Annotated in this window: 2 protein-coding genes; both read right to left on the bottom strand. The window is 39.1% G+C overall.

Going from position 1 to position 675, the window contains the following annotated elements; translation table 11 throughout:
- Window positions 1-22 precede the first annotated feature (22 nt).
- Complete coding sequence (locus tag CG11_RS26315) at window positions 23-466, bottom strand: hypothetical protein (RefSeq protein WP_052599931.1); 444 nt, start codon at window positions 464-466, stop codon at window positions 23-25.
- A gap of 8 nt (window positions 467-474) precedes the next feature.
- Window positions 475-675, bottom strand: a 201-nt coding sequence (locus CG11_RS30555) for a hypothetical protein (RefSeq protein ID WP_197043963.1), incomplete at its 5' end; no start/stop codon positions are given.

Genomic DNA, 675 nt, shown 5'->3' with positions numbered 1-675 from the left:
AATAAAGCAATTAAAGATAAACTTAAAAAGTAAGGTTCGCAAAAAAAGCATCCATGTCAATGCGTTTCATTTTGCCTGTTTGTTGTTGATAATACTGAAATTGATAATTGGCATCATAACGAACGAAGATCGCTCCATTGTCCCTCAAACTATCCCGTACCTCCTCTCGGATTTTTGCATTTCCTACCCGTTCCCAAAACAGCTTTTGAACCAGTGCGGGAAGCAGCGCCAATTGTTTTTCTAACAAGTCTTCTATCATATCTCCAGCATCAAAATCATGCAAAGAAACTTTCTTTTTGGTCAAAACAGTGGCAATCGCTTGATCGCCTTGAGCCGACAAACTCAACACCAAATCAAATGGATTTAATTCGTGGGCATCCGCTACTTGACCTATAATTTGTTCCAGGATAGTTTCCAGATCTTTTTTTAAGCGTTCTTTCTGTCCTGCTAATAACATGTCTAACATTGATTCTATTATTTTTGTGTGGTTGAACGAGACCTTTTTGAAGGTCCTTTTTTAGTTTTTCGTGGTGCGGTTGGTTGTTTCACCTTCAAATCCCCTGTATCCATGACAATCGTGCAATGGCTGTACAAAGGCGCATCTTGCAAGATTTCAAACGATTTCATCACCTGGTCAAAATGAGGAATGACATTCTTTTTGCCTCTTGGTGGAGA

It is taken from the genome of Aureispira sp. CCB-QB1 (assembly GCF_000724545.1).
In the GTDB taxonomy this organism is placed as follows: Bacteria; Bacteroidota; Bacteroidia; order Chitinophagales; family Saprospiraceae; genus Aureispira.
Note: the sequence above shows the minus strand (reverse complement) of the source record. Positions and strands in the feature narration are given on the sequence as shown.

Coding starts and splice junctions, on each gene's coding strand:
- CG11_RS26315 (WP_052599931.1), bottom strand. CDS start 466: ATGTTAGACATGTTATTAGCAGGACAGAAAGAACGCTTAAAAAAAGAT.